Raw genomic sequence first — 24241 nt, 5'->3', positions numbered from 1 at the left:
ACTTAACCACAGGGCATTCCCGCGAAAGCGGGTACCCTCGTTTGCTGAAACAGAATTCCCGCTGCCGCGGGAATGACACCGGGGCGAAGCAAACCCCGGTCGGAACGGACTTCGAGATCATAGATGAGCACTGAAATCACCACCGACGTTGTTGTGATCGGCGCGGGCCCCTGTGGGCTGTTCGCGGCCTTCGAACTCGGTCTGCTCGATCTCAAATGCCACTTCATCGATATCCTGGATCGTCCCGGCGGGCAGTGCGCCGAGCTTTATCCGGAAAAGCCCATCTATGACATTCCGGGCTTTCCCGTTGTCACCGGCCAGCAGCTGACCGACAATCTGATGGCGCAGATCGCGCCGTTTGCGCCCGAGTTCCACTTCAATCGCATGGTCAATTCCATCGAGAAGCAGGAAGACGGCTCGTTCAAGCTCGCGACCGACGCCGACGAAATCTTCCACACCAAGGTTGTGGTGATCGCGGCGGGCGGCGGTTCGTTCCAGCCCAAGCGCCCCCCGGTGCCTGAGATCGAGCAGTTTGAGAACAAGTCGGTGTTCTATGCCGTCCGCAAGATGGACGATTTCCGCGGCCAGGACGTCGTGATCGTCGGGGGCGGCGATTCTGCTCTCGATTGGACGCTGAACCTGCAGCCCATCGTGCGCACGCTGACGCTGGTGCACCGGCGCGATGCCTTCAAGGCCGCACCGGCTTCGGTCAACAAGATGAAGGAGTTGGTGGCGGAAGGTAAGGTCAACTTTCAGCTCGGCCAGATTGCCAAGCTCGACGGTACCGATGGCCAGATCAACCATGTGCATCTGACAACGGAAGCGGGCGATCTCTCGATCCCCGCGACACGCCTGTTGCCGTTCTTCGGGCTGACGATGAAACTGGGCCCGGTGGCCGATTGGGGCCTTGAGCTCAACGACAACACCATCGTGGTCGATACCGAGAAGTTCGAGACCTCCGTGCCCGGCATCTTTGCCATCGGCGACATCAATTATTATCCCGGCAAGCTCAAGCTGATCCTGTCCGGCTTCCATGAAGCTGCGCTGATGGCGCAGGCGGCCAAGGCGATCGCCTCGCCGGGCGAGCGGGTCGTGTTCCAGTACACCACCAGTTCCACCAAGCTGCAGAAGAAGCTGGGTGTGGCGTAACCGATTGCCGTAACTTCGCCCCTTGCGGGCGAGCGTTGGCGTCCATAAAACACGGCGTCATTCCCGCGAAGCGGGAATCCAACTTACCGCTGCAAGGGAGATTCCCGCTTTCGCGGGAATGACGCGGTGGTACCAATGAGGCAGGGTGCCCATGATTATCCACGTCACCGATCAGGCCGGCGAAAACCACGAGCTTGAAGGGCTTGAGGGCTGGCGCGTGATGGAAGTCATCCGCGACTGGGGTCTCAATATCAAGGCAGAGTGCGGCGGCGCGCTTAGTTGCGCCACCTGCCATGTTTATGTCGATGCTGCCTGGATGGATGCTGTGGGCGCCCCCAGCGACGAGGAGGAGGACATGCTCGACAGCGTCGGCGATGTCCGCTCCAATTCGCGCTTGTCCTGCCAGATACTGATGAGCGATGCGCTCGATGGCCTCAAGGTGACCCTGGCGGCCAGCGCCGCCAAGGAATAGCGGCTTACTCGGCTGCGATGGCGGTTTCCGCCACCGTGCCATGCCGCTCGACCCAGGCGCTAAACCTGTCTACCCAGCCATTGAGGAAGGCGGCCGTGGTCTCGTCCGTAATCTCCAGTTCGTCGGTAATCAGCCCTGGGCGCATGTTGAAATACACTTCGGGCTGACCCATCACGACAAAGCCATAGACGGGCAGCACTGAGCGCAGATGCCCCTGGCCTGCCGCTGTTCCGGTTGTGCCCGGTGTCGCGCCGATCAGTGCGGCCGGCTTGTCCATCCACGAACTCTGGCCAAAGGGACGCGATGCCCAATCGAGCGCGTTCTTGATCACGCCGGGGAACGAGCGATTGTATTCCGGCATGGCGATCAGCACGCCGTCGGCAGCTTCAACCGTATGCTTGAGAGTGGTGACCGACTGCGGCGGGTTGGACCACAGATCGTTGTCGTAGTGGGGAAGGCTGGCGATATCCAGATAGTGGAACCGCAACTTGCCTTGGGCTAGCTTTTCCAGCGTTCTGGCGAGCTTCCGGTTAACCGAAGTAGGGCTTTGGCTTCCCACCATAACGGCGATATTTTTCATCTCAGTTCCATGGTATATGTTGGTAACTGACGCTATATGAAGAACCTTGTTCGGTGTCGCAAGGCGGCACTTTGTCCATACGAGAGGCACTAAAATGAAACCGTCTATTCATCCCATGGACCATGATTGCCGGCCGGTGGGGGAGATCCTGCACCAGATCGGCGGTAAGTGGACGGTGTTGATCATCAATACGCTCAGCGACGGTCCGATGCGGTTTTCCGAACTCAAGCGCATGGTGGGCGGGATCAGCCAGAAGGTGTTGACCTCGACCTTGCGCGAGCTGGAAATGGACGGCTTCATCACGCGAACCGTGACGCCCTCCATTCCGCCGCGCGTCGACTACGAACTCACCGATCTTGGACGCGACCTGCAGCGGCCTCTCAAGGTGCTGGGGCAGTGGGCTATCGACAATCGCCCCAAGGTGCTGGATGCGCGGCGGCAGTATCTGGCTGAAAACCCGCAGGCGGCGAAACAGTACAAGGGGCTTCACTATGTTCCACAGCTGCAGGCCGCGGAATAACGAGTAGCTAGGATTGCCGGGCCGTGTCGCCGACCAGCTTGGTGAGTTCGGGTATGAAGTCGCGGACGAGCGGCTGGGGCTGGGTTTCGAACGGCATGGGGCGGACGACGCGCATCGCGGCAATGCCGACGCGCACGGTCATCAGGCCATTGACCACGCCTTCGCCCAGCCGCGCCGACAGCTTGGCGGCTATGCCCTGGCCGACAAGCTGTTCGACGATACCGTCGGTCAGGACCAATCCGCCCGTAACCGCCAGGTGTGCAAGCACCGACCCGGCGAGGCGCCAGAACCCGAAAAAGCCGGGGCGGGCGCCGTAGAGCGCTGCGATGGACCCGGTAAGTCGAATGCTTTCGTAGATGACGAAGGCGACATCGACGAGGGCCCGCGGGGAGACGGCGGTGACAAGTGCCACGCGGCGGGCAGAAGCTGCGGTGAGCACCTTGGCGCGGGCGTCCAGCGGGCTCATCAGATTGCGCTCGGCTAAAGCAACGATCTCATGGCCATCGAACAGATGCGGCAGGTTATCCGTGACCGATTGGCGGGCACGCGCCAGGTCGGGCCGGGCCGCATAAACGCCGGTGAGGGTGTCGACAACTGACTTTGCCCGGTGCTGGTCATTCTCGGCAGTGGCGAGGGCTGCGTCGGCCCTTAGTGCATCCAGAACTTTCAGCCGCCGCAAGGCGAAGGCTTCGCGCGTGCCAAGCACCACGATGGCGAGCAGAAACATGCCGAGCACGACAAGGCCCAGCCAACCCAGCCAGGGATTGGCTTCAAACAAGTCGCGGATCAGCCGGTCTGCGGCGAGGCCCAGTCCGGCGGAAACCAGTATGCCGCCAGCAGTCCAGGCGAGCTTGCCAATCCAGCCCAGGCGGCGCGGTGGCGGGGCGACGAGGCTCTCCGGTATATCGGGATCAAACACCGGCTCGGTGACGGCGACGCTGCCCGGCGCATAAGCACGCGGCGTGCGGATCGCGGTGGAGTTTTCGCTGCTGTCTATCGGGTGCGCGACGGGGCGTTTCATTTCAGCCAATCTCCCACCAGATAGTCGAGCGCACGATCAAACCGGATATGGGGCAGCACGACGTCGCCCTCCACATTGCGCTCCAGCTTTTGCGGCGGCGCAAAGCGCAGGAAGTTGAGCGCGACAGGCGTGCCGTCTTCGAACAATGAATCCGGCCGTTCCGGCAAGTCACCGGGGAATAACGCGATTTCGGTCTTGCCGTCATAGCGCGTGCCGTCCAGCACTTCGCCCTCGATGGGGGTGCCGATGATGGTGGGCAGCACCTCGCCGCCCTCGTTGATCGTGCCCTCGCGGGTCGCCCTGATGCCGGCGAGCGCAATCGACTTGGTCTCTGCCCCGGCGAACCGGGCGCGCTTGCTGGCATTGGCAACCAGCCGGTTGAGGATCGCCTCCAGCCGGTCGTGGCTGGTGTGATGCACATGGTCCGCCTTGGTCGCGGCGAAGAGAATCCGGTCGATCTTGCGCGTGAACGGCCGCAGCAGCAGATTGCTTTCACCCTGCCGGAAGCAGGCCAGCACGGCGCTCAGTGCGGTTTCAAGATCAGCGACGGCAGCGGGGCCGGCATTGAGCGCGCGCAGCGTATCCACCAGCACGATCTGCCGATCGAGCCGCGCGAAGTGATCGCGGAAGAACGGGCGAACCACACGATCCTTGTAGGCCTCGTAGCGGTGCTCCAGCATAGCATAGAGCGTGCCATTGCGCTTCGCTGTAATCAGGGGCAGGGGCGCGAATGTGAGGGCTGGCGAGCCCTCCAAATCGCCCGGCAACAGGAACCGCCCCGGCGGCAAGGTCGAGAGCGCGCCATGCTCCCGGCTGCGCCGCAGATATTCGGTAAAGGCCGCGGCCAGCCTCTCCGCGTCCGGGTCGTTCGCCTCCTTGGATGGATCGATGCTGTCGAGCAGATCGAGAAACGGCCCGGCCTCCTTGCCATGGCCCGGCTGCCGCGCCCGCTCCAGCGCCTCGGCGCTCCATTCGGCAAAGCTCAGCCCCAGCAAGGGCAGGTCGAGCAGCCATTCGCCGGGGTAGTCGACGATATCGAGGTTCAACGTCGAGGGCCCGCGAAAGCCCGAGTACCAGTTCTTGGACTGATACTTCAGCACCAGCCGCAATTGCGAAATGCGCCGCGTTCCTTCCGGCCACACCGGCACCTTGCTCGTCAGCACCTCCAGATGCTGCTCATAGGCAAAGCGCGGGATTGTGGCGTCGGGATATTCCGCGAGCCGTGCCCCAATGAACCGCCCTTCCGCCAGCGGCGTGAACCCGGGCAGACGGCCCCCGGTCAGCAGATTATGCACCAGCGCCGTGATGAAGATGGTCTTGCCGGCGCGGCTGAGCCCGGTAACGCCCAACCGCAGCGTCGGCGTGAAGGCGCCTGTTGTGTTGTCGGCCAGATTGGCCAGGGCAATGCCCAGTTCGTCCACGATCGTCGTAGGGGGCTGGGGCACGCGCGGTTCTCTCAACTCAGGACCGCAAACTTAAGCGATTATGCGGTGCTTTCAAGCGCGGCCGAATGAAGTCGCCTCCATCCGGCCGCTGCGACTGTCAGCCCTCGTTCGTTCCGATCTTGTTCAGATCATAGGGCGTGGTCTGATAGATCTCGTTGATCCAGTTCTGGAACAGCAGATGGGCATGGCTGCGCCAGCGGTTTTCCGGTTCGGCCGAGGTGTCGCCATTGGGGAACAGATTGGCCGGCAGGGGGGTATCCAGTCCTGCGTTCACGTCACGCTCGTACTCGTCCGCGAGCGAGCGATTGTCGTATTCCAGATGATTGAGGAAATGCACCGCCCGGTGCTTTTCGTCACCCAGCATGCAGACCCCGATTTCGGGATTGTCGATCATCACCTCCAGGTCAGGCGACAGAGTGGTGCGGTCGATGTCGTTGTAGCGCGACACCGGGATCATCGGGCTGTCCGAAAACCCGCGCAGGAATGGCGATTTTGGTGCCGTCACCTTGTGGCGGAACACGCCGAAGGCCTTGTTCGGCATGCGGTAACGCTGCGCGCCGTGGAAATGGTGCAGCGCTGCCTGCGCGCCCCAGCAGATGAACATGGTGTGGTGCACATTGGTCTGCGTCCAATCCATGATCTCGAGCATTTCCGGCCAATAGCGAACGTCCTCGAACGGGATGTTGGCAACCGGCGCGCCCGTCACGATGAAGCCGTCGAACCTCTTGTTCCGCACCTCTTCCCAAGTCTTGTAGAACGTCTTGAGGTAATCCTCCGGCGTGTTCTTGGCGATGTGGTCGGTCACCCGCACCAGCGTCAGTTCCACCTGCAGCGGCGTCGAACCGATGAGGCGTGTGAACTGGGTCTCGGTGCGCTCCTTGTTGGGCATCAGGTTGAGCAGGCCGATTTCGAGCGGGCGAATATCCTGCCGGGCCGCGCGGGCGGAATCCATGACATAGACGCCCTCTTCCTCAAGCGTCTTGCGGGCGGGGAGATTGTCGGGAATGCGAATAGGCATTGGAGCCTCTTGGTAGAGTGAAATCGAAAAGCGGTGTCAGGCGGTGCGCGTCTCCGGAGGGAGGCGCGCTATCGCATTCGCTTTTCGATAGCGGCGGCCATCAGGTCGACGAATTCATCGCCATCGCGCACCAGCGCCAGATCCGATGCTTCCACTACATAGCCGAAATTGTCGGCCAGTGCCTGGTAGCGGGGCAGACGATCGTGCAGCAGCGCCTCGAACCCCCAAGCGCCGAAGCCAGCCGGATCGACGTCGCAATCCTCGACGATGCCGTTGATGAGCTTGTACTCGGCCCACTTTTCGACGAGGAAATGCGGCCGGTAGTACATCGGCTTGGGGCTCTGCTTGAAGCGCCGGACCAGTTCGGACGCGTCCTTGCCGGTGCCGCGGATATAGAGCAGGGCTGTCGATGCCGCCAAGGTCTTGACCACGGGATCTTCGGCGTCGGCCGGATCGATCACCTCGATCAGCGAGCCACCCGTATCGGCAATGAAATCATCATAGCCGTAGAGCGCCTTGGCCCGCTCCACGAAATAGGGAACGTCCTGCAGCGCAGCGATCTCGGCGATGCGATGCTGCTCCTGCCGGCGCTGGTACTCGGCCAAGGGCAGGCCGCCCTTGTCGGGGTTGCCGGGCGTGCCAAGGTAGGTCGAGAGCGGATCGAGGTTGTCGAAGGTGATGTTGGACGAGATGTAGATGGAATCCGAGCGCAACAAATCGCGCAGGAACGGCACCTTCATGGCCTCGGCCTTGAAGTTGTCGACGATGAACTCGCCCATATAGCGCGTGCCGATACGATAATCGGCGGAATAGTGAAACCAGCTCGACGCGCGCAGCATGTTGGACAGCCGCGTCTTGCCGACGCCGGCCATGCCGAACACGGTAACCGCCCGGCGCGGCGACTTGACGAACTCATCGGCGGATTTGAACAGCATAGGAGGCCCCGGTCTTGAGCCTTCCAATACTGCAAGCTCCGCCAAGCTACAAGCATCCGGCAAATTCTGCCGCCCGAGCGGACGCAATTGCCGCATTGTCGCCGCAAAATCCATGGCTGGCGGAAAATTCCTCAACAGAAACAAGGTGCCAATCAGTTGGCATCCAAATTGCTCCTATCGAGACGAATTGGCGCGTCGGCGCGCAACACCTTTGAGGAGTTTCAGATGGGCATCTACGGCGCGCTTTCCGCTGCGGTCACAGGTCTTCGGGCGCAGTCCCATGCGCTGGAGAACATTTCCGGTAATATCGCGAACTCGCAAACCACCGGATACAAGCGCATCGAGACCGACTTTCTCGACCTGATCCCCGATGCGCCGCTGAAGCGCCAGGTGCCCGGCGCCGTTATCGCCCAGTCGCGCGGCACCAATGATGTCAAGGGTGACATCAGGACCGTCTCGAACGAAACCTTCGTTGCGCTTAATTCCAACGGGTTCTTCGTCGTCGAGCCGAAGATCGGCCAGTCGGACGGCAACTCGGTCTTTGCCGGCACTAATTTCTACACCCGTCGCGGCGATTTCGAGATCGACAAGGATGGTCGCCTGGTCAACGGGGCGGGCTACTATCTAAAGGGTCTCGATATCGATCCGGGCACGGGCAATATTTCGGGCTCCGTGCCCAAGGTGATCGAACTGTCGAACGCCTTCCTGCCAGCGCAGAAGACCAACACGATCAACTATCAGGCCAACCTGCCGCAATTGCCGAAGACCGCGAATTACAAAGCGGAAGATGATGAAAGTGAGTTGCTCAAGGTCGGAGATTTCACTGGCGGAATTGACACCATCAAGGGCGGTGATGGCGACGAGTTCGTTTCTAAGTCCATTTCTGGTGGTGCTATAACCATCTATGCGACGAACGGTGCCCCAGCCAACGTGCAAATGCGTTGGGCAAAGACTGCAAGCGCCGATGCCGACGCCGGCACTAAGGACACGTGGAATCTGTTCTACATGACCGACAGTGACGCTGATGTTGCTGAAGACATGTGGATCAAGGTGGATCAAGACTTCACTTTTGGTGCGAATGGCGCTTTGGAAGCGCCCACCTCGGGCATCACTTCACTCACGGAAGATGGCCCACTCAGCATTAATGGCATAATTGTCGATGAAGTGGTGCTTAATCACGGCACTAAAGGCATCTCCCAGTTCGCCGACGTCAACGGAACGGCCAACGTTTCGACGCTGAGCCAGAACGGCTATGGCGCGGGCGAGTTCGTCTCGGTGGCGATCAACGACAGCGGTCGTGTCGTCGCGACCTATTCCAATGGCGAGCGCATCGACATGGCCCAGTTGGTCACGGCCGATTTCAACGCCATCAACGGCCTCAAGCGTCTCGATGGTGGCGTTTTCTCGTCCACCTCGGAATCAGGTGAGCCGATTCTCGATTTTTCCGGCACCGGCGTCATCGGCGGAGCCCTGGAAGCGTCCAACACCGACATTTCGGACGAATTCACCAAGCTGATCGTGACGCAGCAGGCCTATTCGGCCGGCACCCGAATCGTCAGCACGGCCGACGAGATGCTGCAGGAAGCACTCAATATGATCCGCTGAGGCGGACAGTGATGGAATTTGGCCCGGGATTGCTCGGGCCAAATCTGCTTAGGGAGATCGTCCTATGGGTCTGACAACCTCTTTGAACAACGCAGTCTCCGGTCTGCGCATCAATCAGGATTCGATCGACGTCCTGAGCCGCAACGTCGCCAATGCCGGCACGCCGGGCTATAACCGCCAGTCGCTCAATGTCATCGACTACAATGCCCAGTCGGGCACCTATGCCCGCTCTGCCGGCGTCACGCGGGCGTTCAATTCGAGCCTGCAGACCTATTATACCCGACAGGTGGCGGACACTGCGAACTCCGGCGTCCAGGCCAACTATTTGAACCGCCTGCAAGGCTTCCTCGGCAAGCCGGGCTCTGCAGCGTCGCTCGATACGCTTTATGGCAATCTGCAGAACGCCATGCAGAAGCTGGCAACCAGCCCTGACGACTATACCGTGCGCGCCCAGGCTGTTTCGGCAGCACAGGGCATGGCTGAGACTCTCAATCGCCTGTCCACGACCGTGCAGGAGATGCGGCGCGAAACCGAAGGCCAGATTGCCTCTAGCGTCAACAACGTCAACGGCATGCTGACTTCGCTGTCCGAGGTCAATTCACGGTTGATGGATCTGGGCATGACCGATTCCGCGCGGTCCTCGCTGCTCGACCAGCGCGATAGGCTGGTGTCTTCGGTTGCCGAAATCATCGACGTCAAGGCCGACTACCGCCCCAACGGCACCGTGGCGCTGATGACGCGCTCCGGTGTGGGCATTCTTGATAACGGCGTCTCCAAGTTCAAGTTCGACGGTGCGGGAAGCCTCGACGCCACGGCCGAATTCAATGTGGATTCCTCCAAAAGCAATGTTGGCCGGCTGACCCTCACCACGCCGTCCGGCCTGACGGTCGATCTGGTGCAGCAGGGTGTGCTGCAGGGCGGCGAGCTTGCGGGTCTGGTGACCCTGCGTGACAAGACGCTGGTCGAGGCGCAGGCGCAGCTGGACGAGATTGCGGCCGGCTTGGCGCAGGCGTTCTCGACGCAGCAGACGATTGGCGAGGAAAGTGAAACGGTTCCTGGTACCTTTTCGGTGCCTGTCACTGCTATGTCGCCCGGGAACAGCCTGACCATCAAGTTCAAGGGCGATGGCACTGAGCAGACCATCAAGATCGTCAACACCACCGAAACAGGGGTCGACTACCAAGATGCCTCGGGTACACGAGTGGTCGGCGTCAACATGTCGAAGCTGCCTGGGGATACCACGGAAGCGCTTGCTGGTGTGCGCTCCGCGCTCGGATCAGCAGACCCAGCGTTACCCATCGACATCGTTGGCGATAAGTGGGAGTTACTTGCGGCCGCTCCTGCAGTGGTCACCGAACTCAGCACTCAAGTGACAGCCAACGGCACTGACGGAAGCGCCGCCTTCAATCTGTTTGTAGATAGCGGTAACAGTGTTTTCTCCAACAATTTGACCGGCACGCCGCCTCAGAAGGTAGGATTCGCACAGCGTATCGCGATCAATAGCGATATCCTGGCCGACAACCGCCTAATGGTGAAATCTGACCCCAGCGTTTCGCTGGGGAACGCTGACCGTCCCAACTACATTCTCGACCAGATGAAGTCGCTGCAGTTCGTTTCGGGCGGCGACCCCAAGGCCAGCAGTGGACGCTTCCAGCTCAATGGCAATCTGGGTGAGGTTATTGCCCAGGTCATCAATTTCCAGGGCTCCACCATCGGCGCTGCCATCACGCGCAGCGATGATCGCCAGCTGACGCTCGACACCATCGTCGACCAGATGAGCAGTGAATATGGCGTGGACGTCAATGACGAGATGGCGCGCCTGATGGAGCTGCAGAACGCCTATGCCGCCAATGCCCGCATCGTGTCGGTGGTCAAGGAACTCATCGACCAACTCTTCGCATCGACCTGAAGGAGACAATAGATGATCGTCAACAAGTCGATGTATCCGCTGCAGACCAGCTTCGGCGTCATCTCCAAGATGCAGGACAAGTTCGCCACGCTGCAGATGCAGCTTGGCACCGGCGAGAAATCATCGACCCTGGCCGGTATGGGACGCGATCTGCCGCTGTCGCTTTCCGTTCGTTCGCGGCTCGACAAGATCGAGGGCTATTCTGCCAATATCGAGACGGTCAATCTGCGCCTGAGTTTTCTCGACAAGACCCTGACCCGCTTCGACAAGCTCGAAGGCGAGGCGCGCAATGCCGCCATTCAGGGGCAGTACGGCACTGGTGGCATCAACATGGCCACCTTGCCCGGCCTCTCAAAAGCCCGGTTCGACGAAATCGTCACCATGCTTAATGAGGATGTGGCCGGGCGCTATCTGTTCGGTGGCACGGCGACGGACAAGGCGCCGCTGCGGGATACAGAGACGCTGCTGAATGGGGCCGGGGGAAAATATGGTTTCAAGCGCGTTAGTGAGTTGCGTGCCAAAGCTGATGGGGTTGACGACGCTCATAAGCTAGGGCGCCTTCAATTGCCTACGCCCGCTTCTGACACTGTTTCCCTTTCGGAAGACGGAGACCATGTGTTCGGCCTTAAGTTATCGAATGCAACTACAACTGCGTCTTCCTCGGCGATCGTTATAACTCCACCAGACGTCAACGCATCCCCTGCGACGCTCAATGTTCAATTTGTAGGGCAGCCAACACCTGGCCAGTCAATCGCCATCGGCCTCACACTGCCAGATGGTAATGAAACGCAGGTGACGTTGACCGCTAGCAGCGACAGTTCGTCCGCGCCAGGTAGCTTTCTCGTCAGTGATGATCTTGATGAAATGGCAGCCAACTTTGCTGCGGCTCTCAAAACAGGACTTGAGGTTGTCACTCAGACTGAACTCAAGGCAGGTTCCACCTTTGCGGCGGCAAATGATTTTTTCAACGAGTCGGGTATTCCCAAGCTGCCTCTAGGAGATCCAGCCACTGAATTGGAGGATGATACCACGGGACTTGCTATACGGTGGTACACAGGTGACACCGCAGCTAACCCGCGTGCTACAGTTTCATCAAACATCGACGATACCGCTCGCGTCAACTACGGTATGCAGGCGAACGAGAGCGGCTTTTTGCGGCTAATCCGTTCGCAGGCGGCCTTGGCCATCTCTGAATATCCCTCTGAAGAAGCCGTACGCAGCAAGGATATGTACGAGGATTTGCGCCTTGCAGCCATGGCCTTGCCCGAAGGGGCGGATCGCGACGTCAAGCTAGCGGAATACAACGCGGCGGTTACCGCTGACTACCGTCTATCGACAGGCTTCTTCGACGGCATGGCCAAGCGGCAGCAGTCGGAACTCTCTGAATCGCACAATACCGAAACCGGCTCGATCGAGATCATCACGATGGAGATCGGCCTGGCGCAAGGCACACTGCAGAGTGCCACGACCCGCCACACCGACTACAAGGCGCAACTGGATAACCTGCTGAGTGATATCGAGACAGTGTCCAAGGAAGATGTCGCGATGGAAATCCTGGCGCTGCAGACGCGATTGCAGGCGAGCTTCCAGACCACAGCGATGGTCAGCCAATTGAGCCTCGTCAACTTCCTCTGAGCGGCATAGCGCGGCTCAAACGCCGCATGCGCTATGGCTTGAATCCCAATTGTTGCCTCGCCCACCATTGCTGCCTCCGGACTCGATCCGGGGGTCTTTGTCCGCTTGTGCCGCGCTGAGAGTGACCCCCGGATCAAGTCCGGGGGAAGCGCGGTGGGGAGGTGAGATAGGCGGGTTACTCGAACGCCGGAAGTCGTGTCGTCACATGGTGTAGGCGGGCTGACGCAGTTATGGCCGGACTGCCACGCCCTCGTGGTTCGACAGGCTCACCATGAGGTCTACTGAGAACCATTAGAACGTCTGAACGCCTTTGTCTCAGCTGCCGCGCAGGCCGGCCGCGAGTTGGCGATTGATGTTGATCAGCGGGTCGAGCCGGGCAGGGGTGACGGGATCGAGCAGGATTTCGCGGGTTTCATTCAGAATATAGATGCCCAGATTGGCGATGTTCTGGCGTGCCTGAGCGGGGAGTGCATTGTCTTCGCGCGTTACCGAGGTCATGAAGATCGTCCACAACTTCCGGTTGAATGTCAGTGCGCTGATGAGTGCTTCGGTGTCTTCCAGCCAGTTGTCACGTGCGGCCTGAATGGATGCCGCTGCCTTGATCAAGAGTGCAGCTTCGCGTTCGCGGGGCGATTCAACTGTCTTGGCTGTCGTCTGGTAGGCTGCCGCGCCGTAATGCTGCATGCTCAAACAGGTCCTGTTCGTACTGGATCAGCTCTTTTGCTGTCTTCAGAGCCTTGTACAGATTGCCAGTTAAGATCTCGTTATTTATACGGTCCGCAATCGATACGGTTGACGGTGCGGCAGTAACGAAGTCGTTGATGAGCCCGAAATATTCCTCCCGCAGCGTGTCGATATCCTCCTCGATATACATCAGCTGTACGGCTAGATAGACGCGCTTGGCGGGGCTGTCTGCCGTGTCCGGCGTCAGGATATCCTTCTCCCGCAGAATGGGCGCCTTGCCATCTATAAACAGCCGCGAACGCTGGTCTGAATTGGTGATGATGCACTGTCCCACCAGCAGCTTTTCACCGGGCCTGAGTTCAACCTTCAATGCCATGCCGACGCTCCTTCGCCGCTCGTCCCTGAGCAGCATTGTGCGCTTCTAGCTGGAGTAGGGGAAAAGAAAAAGGCGGGCTGTGAAGCCCGCCTTTCATTTCGTTTGCGACGCCTATTAACGGAGCAGCTGCAGCACGCCCTGATCCGCCTGGTTGGCCATCGACAGGGTCGACTGCGCCAGCGACTGACGGGTCTGGAGGGCCATCATGTTGGCAGCTTCCTGGTTCATGTCAGCTAGGGTCAAGTTGCCAGCGCCAGTTTCCAGCGTGTTGATCATGGACTTGGTGAAGTCCTGACGGTTCTGAACGATGGACAGGTTGGAACCAAAGGCAGACGACTGGGCGCGAACGCTGTTGAGGGCCGACTTGACGGTATCCAGGAAATCATCGATGCCGGTATCGCTGTCGAGATCGCTCGCGCTGAGCGTGGTCTCCAACCCCAGATTTGTGGAGTTGATGGACTTCTCGTCCTTGGTCTGAATGTCAATCGACGAGGTACCAGTCTCGTTGAAGGTGATTTTCAGGTTGTCGCCGCGCAGCAGGTTGATACCATTGAACGAAGCGTCATCGCTGAGCTTGTCGAGCTGGTCGCGCAATTCGTTGTACTGCAGAGCGAGGTCGGCACGCACGGCGTTGCCTTCAATGTCCGTCGCAGTGACGCCTGCTCCCGCGACATTCAGGTCTTGGGTTGACAGGTTCTCGATGCGGAGCTTGCCGTCGTCGTTCGAAGCGCGAACGGCACCCGCGATATTGCCGCCTTCGGCAGCTGCAGTGTTGATCTTCTCAACTATCTGGTCGACGGTGTCGTCTGCGTCAAAGGCCACGTCAACAGGGGTCCCGGTGACGCCGGTAGTTGCACCACCGATGAAGCTGATGTTGCCTGCAGTTGTTGTATCGATCGTGAAAGACTTGGTTTCAAACGACTTGTCCTGGCGAGCCTGGCGCAACGTCGATTGCATTGCTTCCAGGTTCTTTGTGATCGCGGACAAGCCATTATCAGCTGCTTCAATGGTCTTGATGCCATTCGCCATCGAGTCCATGAGATTGTTCAGGTCACCAGCGCGGCTGTTCAGTGACGAGGCGGTGAAGAAATTGGTGGGATTGTCGAGGGCCGAGTTGACCTTGTTACCGGTCGACAGGCGGTCCGAGGTCTTGGACATCAGCGTGGCGGTGTTCTGCAGCGAGCTGAGGTTTGACCGGACGGCGGCGGAGAGATTGATGTTCGCCATTTGCAAGTTCCCTTTCTAGGATACTCATCATTGTTTGACGCCTCTTCTGAGACCTTGCGATGCTTGCGCTTTTCGAAATAAAAATCCGTTAACGTGGCTCGTCAGTTGTTTGGCAAATGCGAGTTTTCTTCTTCAGGCTATCAAATCCTTGAGCCTAGCCTCGGATTCCTCCGGGATGGGGCTGGTGCCGATGCGCAGGATCAATTCTTCCATGGTTCGGGGGCGGGGGGAGAGAGCGCCGGCGATGACGGCGGCGGCGAAGATGGCAGATGAGTCTTTGCGTGCCGGCGCGGGGGAGGGATTCCGTGCCGCGGTAGGCTCCGGGGCGAGGGGATCATCATCACCCGTGCTGTGTGATTTGGGCGCGCTTGAAGGGGCGTCGGGAAGCAGGGGCGGTTGGGCAACGTGGCGCTGGCGGCTCGATAAGATGTTCGTCTTTGGGATGGCCGGTTCAGGGCTCACTGCGGTGATCATGACGCTTTCTCGCATTTGATAATGCCAAAGAGAAACGTGGGCATGATCGTGTTACGAGCGGCGTAATGAACCCCGGTCAGTTTGAATCGAATGGTAGCGAATCATAGCGCGCGGTTGATTGCTATGCCGCGGGCAGATGCTGCCGGATCGTTGCTCATGCGGCCGCCATTGCCGTAGGTCGTCGCCTTGCTTTGTTGGCCGACGATCTTGGCGACATCGGTGAGAAGGTCTTCGGTGACGGTGCGGGACGTGGCGAGGACGCGCAGGTTTTCCGCCATTTGGGTGGCGAGCATTTCGTGGCCTTGCCGGAGGCGTGCGATTGCATCTGGCGCCTGCGCTTTGAGGCGTTCGCCCTGGCGCTGAACGGAGCGGGCAAAGCCGACATAGTCCTGCGCGAGGCGGGTCTTTTCAGGCGTCAGGGTGCTCGCCTGGCGCATGTGACCGGCGCGGAGCAAGGTGGTTTCCTGGTTCATTACGTCGACAAGAGCGGTGAGCGCGGCTTCGGCCAATTGGCACAGCTCGCCCGCGGGCAGATTATCCAAGGCAGCGAGGCGTGCAGCTGCGGTCATTTGTAAGCTCCCGTAGGTATGGTCTTGTTCTGGTTGTTGGCGGCTTCCTGCAGCGCCAGAAGGTCGGGCATCAGCTGCTCGGCGATGCCAAGGCCGCCATTCTGCGCCATGGTGGTGGCGAGTTGTTCGGCCTGCATTGAGCGCCAGGTTTCTTCGCCGAAGCCGCCGCCCATGGCGTTCTTTTCGGAGCTGAGGCTGGAGAACATCTGCTTGGTCAGCGTGTTCAGGAAAATTCCCTCGAACTCTTCGGCTTGCTGGCGGACGCGAGCGACCTGCGCGGAATTGGGTTTGTGGTCGAGAGCGTTGAGCATCAGAGGACCTCGATTTCGGCCTGGAGGGCGCCGGTTGCCTTGATGGCCTGGAGGATAGCGATGAGGTCCCGCGGTGAAATACCCAGCGCGTTCAGCCCGTCCACGAGTTCCTGCAGGCTGACCGATTCATTGACGACGCTGAGGGCGCTTTCGGACAGATTGGCGTTGAGCGTGGTGTTGGGCTCTACGGCGGTGACGCCATTGCTGAAGGGTTCGGGCTGAACCACGGTCGGGTTCTCGGCAATGGTGACCGTCAGGTTCGATTGGGCCACTGCGACGCTCGATACGCGCACATCCTTGCCCATGACGATGATGCCGGAGTTTTCGTCGATGACGATCTTGGCGTTCTGGTCGGTATCGACCATCAACTGCTCGATGTCGGTCAGCAGGTCCACGATATTGCCGTTGAAGCCCGGCGGCAGCGTAACGCGTACTGTTGCCGGGTCTTCTGGAGTGGCGGTGGGGGCGCCGATGAAGTCGTTGACGGCCAGGGCGATGCGGCGTGCCGTGGTCAGGTCGGGATTGCGCAAAGCGAGGCGAAGCGAAGTCTGAGAGCCGAGATGAAAATCGATCTCCCGCTCGATCAGTGCGCCGGAGGATATGCGGCCCGTGGTGGGCACGCCGGAAATAATGCTGGCAGCATCGCCTTCGGCCTTGAAGCCGTTGATGCTTACCGAGCCCTGGGCGATCGCGTAAACTTCGCCATCGGCACCGAGCAGGGGCGTCACCAGAAGCGTTCCGCCTTGCAGGCTGTCGCTATCGCCCAGAGCGGCGACAGAGACGTCCATGCGCGAGCCCTGAGTGGCAAACGGGGGCAGGTTGGCGGTTACCATGACGGCGGCGACGTTGGCGGTGCGCACGTTTTCGCCCGCCGTGTTGACGCCCAGCCGTTCCAGCATGGATTGAAGGGACTGCTTGGTGAATGGCGAGTTGTTGAGACTGTCGCCGGTGCCATTGAGGCCGACGACGAGGCCGTATCCCACGAGCTGGTTTTCGCGGATGCCTTCAAAGTCGACGATGTCCTTGATGCGGGCCGAGGCGGCGAAGGCGTCCATCGTCGGCATCAGCACCATGGCGGTGCCGAATATGGCGGCGCATAATCTTTGCATCAGCTGTGTTTTCATTCCGGACCCGCCTCAACGTGACGTTTGCCGAGGGTATTGCGAAAACTGTGCCAGTCCCGGCGATGAGTCCTACCGAATTGTTTTATATAGGTAATTTTAAATTGGTCGCGTCGGCGGCCGCTCGGGGGAGCAATTCTTGCCGGGTGCGTTAATGCGCTGTTAACGGCTATGGGCAGATTTTGCCGGGGTAGCAGCAAGTGGATTGAGTCTCCTGTGCGGATCGACGGCACCAATCGGACATCGGGCGTCAGCAAGGGCGGTTCTGCAGCGCGGAACAGTGGCGCTGCCTTCGTGCCAACCGGCCCCGAGGCTCCAGCACGCGCTGCGCCGGCTGCGCCGGTCGCCGGTGCGGCAGGGATCGATGCGATCCTCGCCTTGCAGGCAGTGGGCGGTCCGCTTGAGGGAAAGCGGAAGGCTGTGCGGCGCGGGAACTCCCTTCTCGATAGTCTGGACGAGATCAAGGCCGACCTGCTGATCGGGCGGATAAGTCTTGATCGCCTGGACCGGCTCGCTTCGATGCTCGGCGATATGCGGGAAGACGCCGTGCCGGGTCTTGACGCCGTGCTCGACGACATTGAATTGCGCGTCCGGGTGGAATTGGCAAAGTTCGGGCGCTTTCCGCAGGCCTGAGCCAATTCATCAAAATGTTGTCAAACCGGGCTATGCGGCTCACGTGCAAGCAAATTCCAATGTTAATGACGCTCGCATTGGGTGCTTGCCCGGCTTTGCGCACGCGCATATATAGGCCGCCTGAGGGGCGCATTGGAGTTGAGTCTGCTGATGTCTTCGGTTGCAGAAGTAATTGAATACCGGCCCAGTGACGACGAGCCGTTTATGAACCCGCGGCAGCGGGACTATTTCCGGGGCAAACTGAACACCTGGAAGGAAGATATTCTTCGCGAGAGCCGGGAGACTCTCGAGAATTTGCAGGAAGAATCGCAAAACCATCCGGACATGGCCGACCGGGCCAGCTCGGAAAGCGATCGCTCGCTGGAACTGCGGACGCGGGACCGGCAGCGCAAGCTGATTGCCAAGATCGATGCCGCGCTGAAGCGAATCGATGATGGCACCTACGGCTTTTGCGAGGAGACGGGGGAGCCGATCGGCATTGCGCGGCTCGATGCCCGCCCGATCGCAACCTTGAGCCTGGAAGCTCAGGAAATGCACGAGCGTCGTGAGAAGGTTTACCGCGACGAATAAATTGCCGGCAAAGACTAGGGCCCGCAGCGATGCGGGCCTTTTTGTCTGGCGGTGCATCCAAATGCTCAAAAGCCGAACACCGTAGTGAGGCTGGACTGGCCATTGCCGTTCTGGCTGCATTGGGCATCGGTGTTTTCGCCGAACTGGAACAGGCCGCAGCTGTTGTTGTTGCCGTTCTGGTGGATGGTGCCGGTGTGGCCGTCGCCTTCCTGAACGATGACGCCGTTATTGCCCGAGCCGTTCTGCGATCCGCCGGCCGAGTTGCCATTGCCGTGCTGGCTGATGTTGGCGCCGGTGGAGTTCATGCCATTGAAGAGCGAGAACATCGACAGGCCGAGGCCCAGGGCCTGTTGCTGGTCGGGGTCGGTGGGCGTGTAGCTGACGGAAACCTGGCCGCCGGCGGTGGCGGGAGCAGCGAGGCTCGCAACGCCGATGAGCGAAGCGGCAAGGGCGGCGGCGAAGGTCCTGGTGAACTTGTTGGTCATGGCGTCTCTCCTGTTTGGTTCTGGTCCGAGTGTGCTGGTGTTTCAGCCGATGGGGAGAGATTAGGAGAGAGCGGCTGAACCGATCCGGAGTGAGGTATTCAGAATTCGTTCACTGATTGGTTGGTGCGATGCCGACAAGCGAAAGGGGCCCCGGTAAGTCCGGAGCCCGCTCGAATTTGCGTTGCAGTTGACGCGCGCTGCGCATCGCTGGATTTTCGGGATCGGGCCACCTTCGCCCCTCAGGGGAGAAGGGAGAAAGGCAGCACCGCGCTAAGGGTCACAAACTAGCGCAGGTCCGCGAGGTCCTGATCGCAGTCGAGTTTCTGGCCGTTGGCTGTGACGTCGAGATCAACCTTGTAGTTCGAGCCGGTGTTGATCATCACCTGGCCCAGGGTGGTTTGCTCGTTGGCTGGAGCGGAGAAGTTGCCGCCCTGGCTGATGTTGGAATTGCCGCCGCCACCGGAGCTCTGAACCTTGAACTGGTACGAGCCTTCGAGCGGCACGGGGCTCAGGATAGAGCCCTGGATGAGCAGCATGCCGTTCTGGGTTGAGGTGAGCACGCCGCAGGTGCCTGAATTGCTGCCGGCATTGGCCATGCCGCTGGTGGCGGCGAGTGCTGCGAGGCCAAGGCCGAGCAGGGCGATGGAACTGAGCCGTTTGGTCTGGGTATTCATCTGATCCTCCTATTGTTTTGCCTAGGACGATTGGCCGGAAGGGGGCGCCCTTCCGGCCATATGATCGGGAAAAGCAGAGGGCTCAGGGGCACGCCTGGACGAAGGCGGTGACGTTGCCGGAGCCAGCCTGGTTGACGTTGGCGTTGCAGTTGTTGCCGACCTGCACGCCGGCAGCGACGTTGCCGTTTCCGTCCTGCGTCAGGACCGTGTTGTGATTGGAGCCGAACTGTCCGACGCCGGCGGCGTTGCCGTTGCCCTGCTGCCAGACATCGGCGCCATTGTTGAAACCGTCCTGGCCGACCGCGCCGACATTGCCGTTCCCGAACTGCTGCACGATGGCGTCGTTCCAGACGCCGTCCTGATCGACGCCGATGGTGTTGCCGGAGCCGATCTGCTGGCCGCCGACCTGGTTGCCCCAGCCCTGCTGGTGAACGAAGATGCCTGCGGCGGACGCCGGAGCGGCGGTCATTGCGAGAACGGCGGCGATGGCGGTGGTGATGACGATGGATTTCATTTTGGTCTCTCCTGTTTGGCTGCGCTCCCTCCGAGCGCTTCTTGCCGATGACTGTTGGTTTAGACAGGTGAGCCGGAACCGAGGCTGAACCCCTGATTCAGAAACCGTTCATCATCTACCTTTCTGCAGCTCTGCGAGATCGATGGTTCGATCGATGCCGATCTTTTCGAGGAAATCGGCGTCGTGGCTGACCACCAGCAGGGCGCCATCGTAGCCGCGCAGGTCCGCCTCCACCTGCTCGATGGCGTGGATATCGAGATGGTTGGTGGGTTCGTCCAGGATCAGCAGTTGGGGCGGGTTGTTGCCGCCGATGGTGCAGGCAAGGCCGGCGCGCAGGGTTTCCCCGCCGCTGAGGGTGCCGACTTCCTGCAGCGCGGCGTCGGCGCGGAACATGAAGCGGGCGAGGGCGGCGCGGCAGGTATTTTCGTCGGCCTGCGGATTGAGGTGGCGGAAATTCTCGCGGATGCTGAGGGTGGGATCGAGCAGGCTGACCGTTTGGTCCAGCAGGGCGTAGGGCACATGGATGCGGGCGGTGCCGCCGGTGGGCTGGAGGGCACCGGTGAGCAGCCGCAGCAGGGTGGTCTTGCCGGAACCGTTGGGGCCGACGATGGCCACACGCTCGGGACCGACCAGGCTGAAGGAGCGCGCCTGGATGATCGGGTGATCGCTGGCTGGCCCGCCGGTCAGATTGTCGGCTTGCAGCACGGTGCGGCCGGAGGGCAGGCCAGTGGGTGTCAGGGTTACCGAGAGCGGGGTGAGAATCTCGATCCGGGAGCGTGCTTCGCCCGCGGTTTCGGCTGCGTCGCTGCGCAGGCGATTGGCGAGACGGGCACCGCTGGCGCTGGTGTTTTCGGCGTTCTCCTTCATGCCGCCCAGCATGATCTTGGGAATGTCGCCCTTGGCGGCCTTGCGCTTGCCGGCGCCGTCCTTGCGCGCCTTGCGTTCGGCAACGGCCTGGACCTTGCGGTCGATCTCGGCGATGCGGCGTTCGGCGGTGGAAAGGTCATGCTCGGCGGCGGCGAGTTCGAGTGCCTTGCGTTCGGCGTAATGGTCCCAATTGCCGCCATAGCTGGTGGCGCCGAGCGTGGTGAGTTCGACGATGGCATCCATTTCGCGCAGCAGGGCGCGGTCGTGGCTGACGACGATGGCCGCGCCGCGCCAGCGATGGAGCAGATCGACGACAGTCTCGCGGCCCTCGGCGTCGAGATTGTTGGTGGGTTCGTCGAGCAGGATGATGTCGGGCCGATCAAGGATCAGGCGGGCGAGGGCAAGCCGGGTGCGCTGGCCGCCGCTGAGGGTGTCGATTGGCCGGTCGGGTTCGAACGGCGGCAGGCCCAGTTCGGCGAGGGTGGAGTCGATGTCACCCAGAAGGCTCCAGTCGGCTTCTGCAGCATCCTCGGCGGTACCCAGGCCCTGTTCGAGGCGGTCGAGGATGGTCAAAGCTTCCTGCACTCCCAGATGATCCGCCATGGTCTGCGCGCCGACTTGTACGGTCTGGTCGAGCATGCCAAGCGTTCCGGTGATCGTAACCGATCCGGAGGCAGGTGGGATAATTCCGGCGATGATGCGGAGCAGGGTGGATTTGCCCGTGCCGTTACGGCCGATCAGACCGGTCCGTTCGCTGCCGAACGAGAGATCGAGATCGGTAAAAAGCGGCTGGTTATCGGGGGTCGAATAGCTGAGCTGATGCAGGGTGACGGTGGAAGGCATGGGCGGATTCCAGGTGAGCGATGCGGGCGAGGCAGTCGTTCAGGGTGGAGTCCATGAGTACCGTCCGGTCAGTGCTGCGGATGGGGAGGAAGATAGGGATGGGGGTGGGGATGTCAAGGTTTCAGACTTCGGCGATGCCCCTTGAAAGCAGCTACTGTCCGAAACCACGGTCGCTTCCCTCGGACTTGATCCGAGGGTCACTATCAGACCGGCACAGGCGGAAAATGGTCCTCGGATCAAGTCCGAGGACAACGCGGTGTGTGGGGGTGGCTGGAGTTCAGTTAAGCCAAATATCGCTGCTTCAGATGGGCCTTGAAGTAGTCGGCGTTGAGGGGTTCGCCGGTGGCTCGGGTGATGAGGTCGGGGGTGGACCAGCGGGAGCCCTGGGACCAGATGTTGTCGGCGCGCCATTGGTTGATGCTGGTGAAATCGCCCTTGCTTATGTCGTTGCGGATGTTGGGCTGGGCTTTTTCGAGGGTAGCCCATTGCTGGGCGGCGATCATGGCGCCCAGGGTGTAGCTGGGGAAATAGCCGAAGGCGCCGCTGGGCCAGTGGACGTCCTGCATGGGGCCGTCCTTGGGGTCGTTGATGGTGGAGAGGCCCAGATATTCGGTCATCTTGGCGTCCCAGGCTTCGGGGATCTGGCTGGCTTCGAGCTTGCCGTTGACGAGGTCCTGTTCCAGTTCGTAGCGCAGGATTACGTGGAGCGGGTAGGTGACCTCGTCGGCATCGACGCGGATATAGCCGCGCTGGACGAAGTTCACTTCGTTGAGCACATCGGCCACATCCCAGCCGGGGATGGCGTCTTCGCCCAGGTGCAAGTGGACGAGTGGCAGCATGAATTCCCAGAATTCGGGGCTGCGCGAGAGCTGCATTTCAACGAACAGGGATTGGGATTCGTGGATGCCCATGCCGCGTGCCTTGCCGAGTGGCCAGTGCGACCAGTCCTTGGGCAGGCCCTGTTCGTAGAGGGCGTGGCCGGTTTCGTGCAGCACGCCCATGAGCGAGGACAGGAATTCATCGGTGCGATAGCGCGTGGTCATGCGCACATCGGTCGGCACGCCGCCGCAGAAGGGATGGTGCGACACGGCTAGCGAGCCGTGGGTGAAATCGAAGCCGACGGCACGCATGGCGGCGAGGCCAAGCTCGCGCTGCTTCTCGATGGGGTAAGGGCCGTTGAGGGTTTTCCGCGGACGGGTGGCGAGGCGCTGCTCCTGTGCGTCGAGCGCCTGGGGCACGAAGCTTTTGAGGAAGGTTTTGAGGTCGCCGAAGACGGTGTTCAGTTCGGCGGTGCGGTTGCCGGGATCGTATTGCTCCATGAGGGCGTCGTAGGGCGCAAGGTTGAGGGCTTCGGCGCGTAGCTGGGCTTCTTCGCGGACCAAGGCGACGACGCCTTCGAGGGCTGGCAGGAAGCTGTCCCAGTCATTCTTGGCGCGCAGGTCGCGCCAGAGCTGTTCGGAGCGCATGCTGGCGGCGGTGCGGCGTTCGACGAACTCGGTGGGCAGGCACGTGGCGTTGATATATTGGCGCTTGAACTCGGCCAGGGCGAGTTTTTGGTCTTCGGTTTCAGGACGGGCGGCTTCGATCCATTCGGCGATCTCGGGAGCGGTGGCCTGGGCATGGTACATGCCGGCCAGGTTCGACATGGCCTCGGCGCGCTTTTCGCCGCCGCCGACGGCCATGTGGGTGGCTTCATCGGCACCCAGTATGGAAAGGGCATGTTCGAGGGCTTCGAGCTTGCGGCCGAGTTGATCGAGTCTTTCGAATGACATGGTGGGCTCCGATTTGTGGCCGTGAGGTTTTTCACAAGGCGGGGCAGAGGGCAAGGCGTGCGGAAGCGCCGCCCCTTGTGCGGTGATATCAGCGAGCAAATGGCGAGGCGCTGCCTCGGAGTAGTTTTGTGTAGTGAGACAGAGCCTCGCCACTCGCGATGGGATTTTTGGTTTATCCCGGCGAGACTCTGGACGAGGAGCGTCAATAGCCCCCACGACACTTCCGCCGTCCTACGAGGATCGCGACATCCCCGCCCCATCTGCCCCTTCACAAGCCGGTTCGCGCGACCCGCTGGTTAGTGAAGGCAGTGGGGGGAGGATAGCGCAGGGGGATGGTGGGGGGAGAAGGGGGAGAAGGTTGGGAGATTTTGGTTCCTACTCCCACAAACACCGTGCTTCCCTCGGGCTTGAGCCGAGAGGCTCTCGTTGCTTGTGCCGTGGGGAGAGTGGCCCTCGGGTCGAGCCCGAGGGAACGTGGTGGGTGGGTGAGGTGGTGCCCCACACGCTGGATCGTCATCCTCGGGCTTGACCCGAGGAGACTGCACTTGCGGTGGGTTGGCAAAGTGCAGAGCCCTCGGGTCGAGCCCGAGGGTGACGATTTGTGGGTGGGTGGGGTTGCGGATGGCCCCCGCTACCACCCACTGCGTCATTCCCGCGAAAGCGGGAAGGTGGACTCACGTTTGAAGTGCAACACGGTTAGAGAAGCTGGAGAAGACCTCATTTGGGGTTTGGAAGTCGAGACATTTTCGCGGGGTGTTGTTGTAGAGGGCGACAATGGTTTGCAGGTGCTCGTCGGTGATGGTTGCCAGGTCGGATTTTCGCGGCAGCCTGC

Annotated in this window: 24 protein-coding genes; 8 read left to right on the top strand and 16 right to left on the bottom strand. The window is 60.8% G+C overall.

What is annotated here, in order from left to right; genetic code table 11:
* The first annotated feature begins 123 nt into the window (after positions 1–123).
* Together C8264_RS18505 and C8264_RS18500 are read left to right on the top strand one after the other, a co-directional pair.
* Positions 124–1149, top strand: a complete 1026-nt coding sequence (locus C8264_RS18505) for an NAD(P)/FAD-dependent oxidoreductase (protein ID WP_108462473.1) — start codon at positions 124–126, stop codon at positions 1147–1149.
* Positions 1150–1300: 151 nt separating this feature from the next.
* Entirely contained in the window at positions 1301–1621 is a 321-nt protein-coding gene (locus tag C8264_RS18500) for a 2Fe-2S iron-sulfur cluster-binding protein (RefSeq protein ID WP_108462472.1), read from the top strand.
* 4 nt (positions 1622–1625) lie between these two features.
* Here C8264_RS18500 and C8264_RS18495 read toward each other — a convergent pair whose 3' ends face one another.
* A complete protein-coding gene (locus C8264_RS18495; RefSeq protein ID WP_108462471.1) occupies positions 1626–2201 on the bottom strand; it encodes an NADPH-dependent FMN reductase in 576 nt (191 codons plus the stop codon).
* A 94-nt stretch (positions 2202–2295) separates the two neighbouring features.
* Here C8264_RS18495 and C8264_RS18490 point away from each other — a divergent pair, with 94 nt between their 5' ends.
* Positions 2296–2721 carry a winged helix-turn-helix transcriptional regulator gene (locus C8264_RS18490; protein WP_108462470.1) on the top strand — a complete coding sequence of 142 codons (426 nt, stop codon included), beginning with the start codon at positions 2296–2298 and terminating at the stop codon, positions 2719–2721.
* Between the two features lie 7 nt (positions 2722–2728).
* Here the strand turns inward: C8264_RS18490 and C8264_RS18485 are convergent, their stop codons facing one another.
* The 4 genes from C8264_RS18485 to C8264_RS18470 all read right to left on the bottom strand — a co-directional run bounded on the left by C8264_RS18485 (position 2729) and on the right by C8264_RS18470 (position 7140).
* Complete coding sequence (locus C8264_RS18485; protein WP_108462469.1) at positions 2729–3742, bottom strand: YcjF family protein; 1014 nt, start codon at positions 3740–3742, stop codon at positions 2729–2731.
* Entirely contained in the window at positions 3739–5187 is a 1449-nt protein-coding gene (locus C8264_RS18480; RefSeq protein WP_108462468.1) for a YcjX family GTP-binding protein, read from the bottom strand. The genes C8264_RS18485 and C8264_RS18480 overlap by 4 nt, the downstream gene beginning before the upstream one ends.
* A gap of 97 nt (positions 5188–5284) precedes the next feature.
* Positions 5285–6205 (bottom strand): homoserine O-succinyltransferase, encoded by a 921-nt coding sequence (locus C8264_RS18475; protein WP_108462467.1) that lies wholly within the window; start codon positions 6203–6205, stop codon positions 5285–5287.
* A 68-nt stretch (positions 6206–6273) separates the two neighbouring features.
* Positions 6274–7140 carry an ATPase gene (locus tag C8264_RS18470; RefSeq protein ID WP_108462466.1) on the bottom strand — a complete coding sequence of 289 codons (867 nt, stop codon included), beginning with the start codon at positions 7138–7140 and terminating at the stop codon, positions 6274–6276.
* Between the two features lie 225 nt (positions 7141–7365).
* Here C8264_RS18470 and C8264_RS18465 point away from each other — a divergent pair, with 225 nt between their 5' ends.
* The 3 genes from C8264_RS18465 to C8264_RS18455 all read left to right on the top strand — a co-directional run bounded on the left by C8264_RS18465 (position 7366) and on the right by C8264_RS18455 (position 12289).
* Positions 7366–8745: a flagellar hook protein FlgE gene (locus tag C8264_RS18465; RefSeq protein WP_108462465.1), complete on the top strand. Its 1380-nt coding sequence runs from the start codon at positions 7366–7368 to the stop codon at positions 8743–8745.
* Positions 8746–8809: 64 nt separating this feature from the next.
* The gene (gene flgK / locus C8264_RS18460; protein WP_108462464.1) at positions 8810–10654 is read left to right on the top strand and encodes a flagellar hook-associated protein FlgK; all 1845 of its coding nucleotides are present in this window, start codon (positions 8810–8812) and stop codon (positions 10652–10654) included.
* A 12-nt stretch (positions 10655–10666) separates the two neighbouring features.
* On the top strand, positions 10667–12289 hold the full coding sequence (locus C8264_RS18455; RefSeq protein WP_108462463.1) for a hypothetical protein: 1623 nt from the start codon (positions 10667–10669) through the stop codon (positions 12287–12289).
* A 315-nt stretch (positions 12290–12604) separates the two neighbouring features.
* On the opposite strand, the gene flaF is transcribed toward C8264_RS18455, so the two are convergent.
* The 6 genes from flaF to C8264_RS18420 all read right to left on the bottom strand — a co-directional run bounded on the left by flaF (position 12605) and on the right by C8264_RS18420 (position 17054).
* On the bottom strand, positions 12605–12973 hold the full coding sequence (gene flaF / locus C8264_RS18450; protein WP_108462462.1) for a flagellar biosynthesis regulator FlaF: 369 nt from the start codon (positions 12971–12973) through the stop codon (positions 12605–12607).
* Positions 12924–13349 carry a flagellar biosynthesis repressor FlbT gene (gene flbT / locus C8264_RS18445; RefSeq protein ID WP_108462461.1) on the bottom strand — a complete coding sequence of 142 codons (426 nt, stop codon included), beginning with the start codon at positions 13347–13349 and terminating at the stop codon, positions 12924–12926. Before flbT ends, flaF begins: the two co-directional genes overlap by 50 nt.
* Before the next feature lie 114 nt (positions 13350–13463).
* A complete protein-coding gene (locus C8264_RS18440; RefSeq protein WP_108462460.1) occupies positions 13464–14576 on the bottom strand; it encodes a flagellin N-terminal helical domain-containing protein in 1113 nt (370 codons plus the stop codon).
* Positions 14577–15151: 575 nt separating this feature from the next.
* The gene (locus C8264_RS18430) at positions 15152–15619 is read right to left on the bottom strand and encodes a hypothetical protein (protein ID WP_108462458.1); all 468 of its coding nucleotides are present in this window, start codon (positions 15617–15619) and stop codon (positions 15152–15154) included.
* Positions 15616–15930, bottom strand: a complete 315-nt coding sequence (locus C8264_RS18425) for a rod-binding protein (RefSeq protein ID WP_108462457.1) — start codon at positions 15928–15930, stop codon at positions 15616–15618. Before C8264_RS18425 ends, C8264_RS18430 begins: the two co-directional genes overlap by 4 nt.
* Positions 15930–17054, bottom strand: a complete 1125-nt coding sequence (locus C8264_RS18420) for a flagellar basal body P-ring protein FlgI (RefSeq protein ID WP_108462456.1) — start codon at positions 17052–17054, stop codon at positions 15930–15932. Before C8264_RS18420 ends, C8264_RS18425 begins: the two co-directional genes overlap by 1 nt.
* 213 nt (positions 17055–17267) lie before the next feature.
* On the opposite strand from C8264_RS18420, the gene C8264_RS18415 reads away from it, so the two are divergent.
* Positions 17268–17684, top strand: coding sequence for a flagellar assembly protein FliX (locus C8264_RS18415; RefSeq protein ID WP_162783759.1), 417 nt, complete (start codon positions 17268–17270; stop codon positions 17682–17684).
* A gap of 150 nt (positions 17685–17834) precedes the next feature.
* Positions 17835–18254: an RNA polymerase-binding protein DksA gene (gene dksA / locus C8264_RS18410; protein WP_108462532.1), complete on the top strand. Its 420-nt coding sequence runs from the start codon at positions 17835–17837 to the stop codon at positions 18252–18254.
* 65 nt (positions 18255–18319) lie between these two features.
* On the opposite strand, the gene C8264_RS18405 is transcribed toward dksA, so the two are convergent.
* The 5 genes from C8264_RS18405 to C8264_RS18385 all read right to left on the bottom strand — a co-directional run bounded on the left by C8264_RS18405 (position 18320) and on the right by C8264_RS18385 (position 23409).
* The gene (locus C8264_RS18405; protein ID WP_108462454.1) at positions 18320–18739 is read right to left on the bottom strand and encodes a curlin; all 420 of its coding nucleotides are present in this window, start codon (positions 18737–18739) and stop codon (positions 18320–18322) included.
* 284 nt (positions 18740–19023) lie between these two features.
* Positions 19024–19413, bottom strand: a complete 390-nt coding sequence (gene csgH, locus C8264_RS18400; protein WP_108462453.1) for a curli-like amyloid fiber formation chaperone CsgH — start codon at positions 19411–19413, stop codon at positions 19024–19026.
* 82 nt (positions 19414–19495) lie between these two features.
* Entirely contained in the window at positions 19496–19927 is a 432-nt protein-coding gene (locus C8264_RS18395) for a curlin (protein ID WP_108462452.1), read from the bottom strand.
* Positions 19928–20038: 111 nt separating this feature from the next.
* A complete protein-coding gene (locus C8264_RS18390; protein ID WP_108462451.1) occupies positions 20039–21637 on the bottom strand; it encodes an ABC-F family ATP-binding cassette domain-containing protein in 1599 nt (532 codons plus the stop codon).
* Between the two features lie 281 nt (positions 21638–21918).
* On the bottom strand, positions 21919–23409 hold the full coding sequence (locus C8264_RS18385) for a carboxypeptidase M32 (RefSeq protein ID WP_108462450.1): 1491 nt from the start codon (positions 23407–23409) through the stop codon (positions 21919–21921).
* Positions 23410–24241 lie beyond the last annotated feature (832 nt).

It is taken from the genome of Devosia naphthalenivorans, from assembly GCF_003056355.1.
GTDB lineage: Bacteria > Pseudomonadota > Alphaproteobacteria > Rhizobiales > Devosiaceae > Devosia > Devosia naphthalenivorans.
The sequence above is the reverse complement of the archived record's forward strand: the minus strand, read 5'-3'. Positions and strand labels throughout refer to the sequence as shown.